Source organism: Streptomyces sp. NPDC041970 (assembly GCF_055588985.1).
Map to the genome: position 1 here is coordinate 121898 of NZ_JBVJCD010000009.1, position 6000 is coordinate 127897.

Here is a 6000-nt window from a genome sequence, read left to right on the forward strand (position 1 = left end):
GCCCGATACCGGGAAGGGGCCGGGGGTCAGTACGCCTCGACGACCCGGACGTCCTCCTCGGTGATCTCGCCGTCCACGATGCGGTACGAGCGGAACTGGAAGGGGCCCGAGCCGTCCGTGTCGGCGGTGGAGACCAGCACGTAGTGGGCGCCGGGCTCGTTGGCGTACGCGACGTCGGTGCGGGAGGGGTAGGCCTCGGTCGCGGTGTGCGAGTGGTAGATGACCACGGGCTCTTCGTCGCGGTCGTCCATCTCGCGGTAGAGCTTGAGGAGGTCGGCCGAGTCGAACTCGTAGAACGTGGGCGAGCGGGCGGCGTTGAGCATCGGGATGAAGCGCTCGGGGCGTCCCGTTCCGGCCGGGCCCGCGACGACTCCGCAGGCCTCGTCGGGGTGGTCCGCGCGGGAGTGGGCGACGATCCGGTCGTGGAGCGCCTGGGTGATGGTCAGCATGGCGCCAGGATATGCAGGCGGGCCCCCGCGTACCGGTGGGTGGTACGCGGGGGCCCGCATGGTGGACGCCGGTGGCCGTTGGGGCGGCGCGGGGCGGTCCGGGGGAGGGTCGTGCCGGGTTCGCGGGGGGCCGTCAGCGCGTGCCGAAGGCGGTGTTGTCGGGGTTGCGCGCCTTGAGCACCCGGTAGGAGCCGCCGAGGAGGAGGGCCCACAGGGGCGCGCAGTAGAGCGAGATCCTGGCGTCCGCGTCGATGGCCATCATGACGATGACCCCGGCGATGAAGACGAGCGCGAACCAGCTCGTGTACGGGGCGCCGGGGGCCCGGAACGAGGACTGCGGCAGGACGCCCCTGTCGGCCAGGCGGCGGTAGCGGATCTGGCTGATCAGGATCATGATCCAGGCCCACATGCCGGAGATCGTCGCGAACGAGACGACGTAGGTGAACGCCTCGCCGGGCCACTGGTAGTTGATCCACACGCCGACGAGCATCAGGGCGGCGGAGAACGTGGTGCCGACGAGCGGCAGGCCGTTCTTCGTCAGTTTGGTGAAGGACCGGGGTCCCTGGCCGTTGAGGGCCAGGTCGCGCAGCATCCGGCCGGTGGAGTACATGCCGGAGTTGCAGGAGGAGAGCGCCGCGGTCAGGACGACGAAGTTGACGATGGCCGCGCCGATGCTGAACCCCATCTCCTCGAAGGCCTTCACGAACGGGGAGACGCCGGGCTTGAAGGTGGTCCACGGCACGACCGACAGGATCATGATCAGCGCGCCGACGTAGAAGACGGCGATGCGCCACGGCACGGTGTTGATGGCCTTGGGCAGCACGGTCTCGGGGTCCTTGGACTCCCCGGCGGTGACGCCGACCAGCTCGACGGCGAGGAAGGCGAACATGACGATCTGGAGCGTCATGAGCGTGCCGGTGATGCCGTTGGGGAAGAAGCCGCCGTCGTTCCAGAGGTTGGCGACGGTCGCGGAGTCGCCGGCGTCGGAGAACCCGACGGTGAGGACGCCCGCGCAGATCAGGATCATGCCGATGATCGCGGTGACCTTGACCATGGAGAACCAGAACTCCAGCTCGCCGAAGAGCTTCACGGAGATCAGGTTGGCGCCGTACAGAATGATGGTGAAGACGAGGGCGGACAGCCACTGCGGAATGTCCCACCAGTACGTCATGTACGTGGCCGCCGCGGTGACTTCGGTGATTCCGGTGACCACCCAGAACAGCCAGTACGTCCAACCGGTCACGAATCCGAAGAAGGGGCTGATGAATTCCCGCGCGTACTCCGAGAAGGACCCGGAGACCGGGCGGTACATGAGCAGTTCGCCGAGCGCCCGCATGATGAAGAAGATGACCAGGCCCGCGATGGCGTAGGCCAGGATGAGGCTGGGGCCGGCCCGGTCGATGGCCTTGCCCGCGCCGAGGAAGAGTCCTGTGCCGATCGCTCCGCCGATGGCGATCATCTGGATCTGGCGGGCCCCCAGCCCGCGCTGGTAGCCCTCGCCGCCGCTTCCGGCGTCGCCGCCGGGCCGTCCCTTGTCGACCTGTCCGTCGTCGACCTGCGCCGATGTCATGGTGGTGCGCCTTTCTCCACGCCGATCCGCGCCGTACACGGCTGCGGATCAGGTCCTGATCCCCCCGGATATGTATGGAGTGCTGTCGGCGTTCGGCCGACTCAAAGCGCCTCCGGGAACAGGGGTGGCGTTCCCGGGCGGTCGTGCAGATTTATCACGGGTGCCACGGAACACCGCGGGACATTCTGTGGCGCACACCACAGGGAAAGGCGGACAACAGTTTCTATTCACCGCATAGGCGGCTATTCAGGTGACGAGATCGTTACTCGGATTTGAGCATCCGTTGAGCGAACCCGCCCGCGCACACGCCTAGGGGGTGTCCGGCGGATCGGGGCCGGACGGGCCGCGGTGTCCGGTGCGGTGCGTCGCACGGCGCTGGAATGCCCCCGTCGCGGTGCGATTCGGGCGTTTCGGCAACACCGCGAGGCGCCGTGCCGGGTGCCGTGGACCCGGTCAGGATCCGCCGGGCACCCTTCAGGGCATGAGCGCGTCGACCAGCGTCTCCTGGAGCGCGCCGAGCCAGAGGTAGGCCATCACCATGGGCTTGCGCGGGTCGTCGTCGGGGAGCCGGTAGAGCGAGCCCTCCTCGCCCTCGTCCTCGTCGGAGACCCCCAGCCGGGTGCCGATGGTCAGCCGCAGGTCGTTGAGGGAGCCGAGCCAGGCGCGGCACTCGTCGCCGGTGAGGGTGAGCACGGCCCCGCCGTCGCCCGCGGGCGAGAGGGCGTCCAGCGTGCGCACGACGCCGAGGGCGTCCTCCCGCTTGCGGGAGCGCAGGTCCCGCTCGGTGAACCGGCGGAACTCGGCGGACAGCGCCCGCAGCTCCTCCTCGGCCCTCCCCTCGTCGGCGGGGGCGCCGGGGTCCCCGTAGGCGTCGGGGAAGAGGCGGGCGAGCGCGGGGTCCGAGGGCGGCTTGCTGGGCCCCTCGGCGAAGAGCGCGGCGAGCGGGTCGCCGCCGTCGGCGGGCTCGTCGCCCGGACCGATCAGTTCCAGCAGTTGCACGGCGAGGGAGCGCAGGATGGCGATCTCGACCTCGTCGAGCGCGACGGCCGCGCCGCCGCCGGGGGTGGCCTCGAAATGGCCGGCCATGGGTACTCCGATGGTGGGTCGAACGGGGCGGGGAGGGCGGGCGGGCGCGGTCAGTCGCGGTCCTGGGTGAGGGTGGCCCACAGCCCGTAGCCGTGCATGGCCTGGACGTCGCGCTCCATCTCCTCGCGGCTTCCGCTGGAGACGACGGCACGGCCCTTCTGGTGCACGTCGAGCATGAGCTTGCGGGCCTTGTCCTTCGAGTAGCCGAAGTAGGCCTGGAAGACATAGGTCACATAGCTCATGAGGTTGACCGGGTCGTTGTGGACGAGCGTCACCCACGGCACGTCCGGCTCGGGGACCTGGAAGGCCTCCTCGGCGGAGTCAGGACGTTCGATCTCTACGGGGGTAGCAACGCTCACCTGTCCCATGCTGCCACTCGGGCGGGGCGGGCGCACAAACGGACCCCACATCTCGTCACTTTGACGAATAGGGGGTAGCATCCCAGCCATGAACTCAGCGGACCTCGGGCGACGGGTCGGCGTTCCGTCGACCGCGCTCTTCACCGACCAGTACGAGCTGACCATGGTGCAGGCGGCCCTCCGGGCCGGCACCGCCGACCGCCACTCGGTCTTCGAGGCGTTCACCCGCAGGCTGCCCGAGGGGCGGCGCTACGGGGTCGTCGCGGGCATCGGCCGGGTGCTGGACGCGGTGGAGAACTTCCACGTCGACGACGAGATGATCGCCTTCCTGCGCCAGCGGAACATCGTCGACGAGCCGACCCTCCAGTGGCTGGCCGACTACCGCTTCAGCGGTGACATCTGGGGCTACCCGGAGGGCGAGGTCTACTTCCCCGGCTCCCCGATCCTGCGGGTCGAGGGCTCCTTCGCCGAGTGCGTGCTGCTGGAGACGGTGATCCTCTCCATCCTCAACCACGACTCCGCCATCGCGGCCGCCGCCTCGCGGATGTCGGCCGCCGCCGGGGGCCGCCGGCTCATCGAGATGGGCGCCCGCCGCACCCACGAGCTGGCCGCGGTCGCCTCGGCCCGCGCGGCGTACGTCGGCGGCTTCGACGCCACCTCCGACCTGGCGGCGGGCTTCCGCTACGCGATCCCCACCGTCGGCACGAGCGCGCACGCCTTCACCCTGCTCCACGACACCGAGCGCGACGCGTTCCGGGCGCAGGTGGACGCGCTCGGCCGGGGCACCACGCTGCTGGTCGACACCTACGACGTGACCGAGGCGGTCCGGGCGGCGGTGGAGATCGCGGGGCCGGAGCTGGGCGCCGTGCGGATCGACTCGGGGGACCTGCTGCTGGTCGCGCACCGGGTGCGGCAGCAGTTGGACGAACTGGGGGCCGCGGACACGAAGATCGTGGTGACCTCGGACCTGGACGAGTACGCCATCGCCTCGCTGGCCGCCGCCCCGGTGGACGCGTACGGGGTCGGCACCCAGCTCGTCACCGGCAGCGGGCACCCCACCTGCTCGATGGTCTACAAGCTGGTCGCCCGCGGCGGTTCGGCGGACCCGGCCGAGCCGCTGCGGCCGGTGGCGAAGAAGTCGCTCGGCGCGAAGTCGTCGGTCGGCGGGCGCAAGTGGGCGGCGCGGCGGCTGGACGAGCACGGGGTCGCCGAGGCCGAGGTGATCGGCACCGGCCCGGTCCCCGAGGACCTGGCCGACCGGCAGTTGGCGGTCGAGCTGGTGCGGGGCGGCGAGGTGGTCGCCCGCGAGCCGCTGGAGGCGGCGCGCGAGCGGCACGTACGGGCGCGGGCCGGGCTGCCGATGTCGGCGATCCAGCTCTCGCGGGGCGAGCCGGTGATCCCGACCGTGTACGTGTGAGGCCGGGCGGTCCGGCGGGCCTCCCGGCCCACCGGACCGTTCCGTTCCACCGCCGGGGCCCCGGACGGGCCGGGGCCCGGCGCCCGGTCCGCACGGGCGGTCCGCCGCCCCGGCGGGCGCGCGGCGCCCCGCCTCCTGCCCTGTACGGACGCCCCCGCGCCGCGTGCCGCACCGGCAACCGCCGCCGTACGCCGCCCTGTCAGGGAGGACGGGTCAGCCCGTAGGCTCGGACCCCGGCCACCCACCGACCCCGCCGACCCCCGCCCCCTCCCCCACCGAAGGACACCCGCCATGCACCGCGCATTGATCGTCGTCGACGTGCAGAACGACTTCTGCGAGGGCGGCAGCCTCGCGGTGGCGGGCGGTGCCGACGTCGCCGCCGCCATCACCGACCTGATCGGCGACGCGCAACCCGGCTACCGCCATGTGGTGGCCACCCGCGACTGCCACGTCGATCCGGGCGACCACTTCTCCGCCGACCCGGACTTCACGCGTTCCTGGCCGGCGCACTGCGTCGCCGGCACCGAGGGCGTGGGCTTCCATCCGAACTTCGCGCCCGCCGTCGCCTCGGGGGCGATCGACGCCGTCTTCGACAAGGGGGCGCACGCCGCCGCGTACAGCGGGTTCGAGGGCGCCGACGAGAACGGGACCGGCCTCACCCAGTGGCTGCGCGACCGGTCGGTGACCGAGGTCGACGTGGTCGGCATCGCGACCGACCACTGCGTCCGGGCCACCGCGCTGGACGCCGCCCGCGAGGGCTTCGTCACCAACGTGCTGCTGGACCTGACCGCGGGCGTCTCCGGGGCGACCACGGAGAGCGCCCTGACGGAGCTGCGCGGCGCGGGCGTGCGCCTCACCGGCGCCCCGGTCGTGGCCGGCTAGGACGTGCGGAGCCGGTGAGGGCCCCGCCGCCCGAGGGACCGGCCGCCCCTCCCGCCCGGCATCCGCTGGGCGTCGGTGATGACCCCTCCTCGGCGAGTTCGGGCAGACTCCAGGCACGCCCCGGCCCCTTCCAGTGGTACTGGAAGGGGCCGGGGGGGGGGTCGGGTACAGGGGGGAAGGTCCTGTGACCGTGCGAGCCAGCCGCCCTCGCCAGAAGCAAAAACACCACCCAGTCGG

At 71.8% G+C, this 6000-nt stretch carries 6 protein-coding genes; 2 read left to right on the top strand and 4 right to left on the bottom strand.

Annotation, left to right across the window (positions count from 1 at the left end; genetic code table 11):
• Positions 1-26 precede the first annotated feature (26 nt).
• The 4 genes from ACZ6EJ_RS07785 to clpS form a co-directional block, all read right to left on the bottom strand.
• Positions 27-449 (bottom strand): M67 family metallopeptidase, encoded by a 423-nt coding sequence (locus ACZ6EJ_RS07785; RefSeq protein ID WP_469265253.1) that lies wholly within the window; start codon positions 447-449, stop codon positions 27-29.
• 133 nt (positions 450-582) lie between these two features.
• A complete protein-coding gene (locus tag ACZ6EJ_RS07790) occupies positions 583-2019 on the bottom strand; it encodes an amino acid permease (protein ID WP_469265254.1) in 1437 nt (478 codons plus the stop codon).
• A 474-nt stretch (positions 2020-2493) separates the two neighbouring features.
• A complete protein-coding gene (locus ACZ6EJ_RS07795; protein WP_469265255.1) occupies positions 2494-3105 on the bottom strand; it encodes a DUF2017 domain-containing protein in 612 nt (203 codons plus the stop codon).
• A gap of 50 nt (positions 3106-3155) precedes the next feature.
• The gene (clpS, locus tag ACZ6EJ_RS07800) at positions 3156-3473 is read right to left on the bottom strand and encodes an ATP-dependent Clp protease adapter ClpS (RefSeq protein WP_469265256.1); all 318 of its coding nucleotides are present in this window, start codon (positions 3471-3473) and stop codon (positions 3156-3158) included.
• Positions 3474-3552: 79 nt separating this feature from the next.
• Between clpS and ACZ6EJ_RS07805 the strand changes: the two genes are divergently transcribed.
• Positions 3553-4881 (top strand): nicotinate phosphoribosyltransferase, encoded by a 1329-nt coding sequence (locus tag ACZ6EJ_RS07805; protein WP_469265257.1) that lies wholly within the window; start codon positions 3553-3555, stop codon positions 4879-4881.
• Between the two features lie 291 nt (positions 4882-5172).
• Complete coding sequence (locus ACZ6EJ_RS07810; RefSeq protein WP_469265258.1) at positions 5173-5763, top strand: isochorismatase family protein; 591 nt, start codon at positions 5173-5175, stop codon at positions 5761-5763.
• The last annotated feature ends 237 nt before the right edge of the window (positions 5764-6000 follow it).

Bases quoted from the DNA above. Each gene is read 5' to 3' on its own strand.
- clpS (WP_469265256.1), bottom strand. From the start codon at position 3,473: ATGGGACAGGTGAGCGTTGCTACCCCCGTAGAGATCGAACGTCCTGAC.
- ACZ6EJ_RS07785 (WP_469265253.1), bottom strand. From the start codon at position 449: ATGCTGACCATCACCCAGGCGCTCCACGACCGGATCGTCGCCCACTCC.
- ACZ6EJ_RS07810 (WP_469265258.1), top strand. From the start codon at position 5,173: ATGCACCGCGCATTGATCGTCGTCGACGTGCAGAACGACTTCTGCGAG.
- ACZ6EJ_RS07805 (WP_469265257.1), top strand. From the start codon at position 3,553: ATGAACTCAGCGGACCTCGGGCGACGGGTCGGCGTTCCGTCGACCGCG.
- ACZ6EJ_RS07790 (WP_469265254.1), bottom strand. From the start codon at position 2,019: ATGACATCGGCGCAGGTCGACGACGGACAGGTCGACAAGGGACGGCCC.
- ACZ6EJ_RS07795 (WP_469265255.1), bottom strand. From the start codon at position 3,105: ATGGCCGGCCATTTCGAGGCCACCCCCGGCGGCGGCGCGGCCGTCGCG.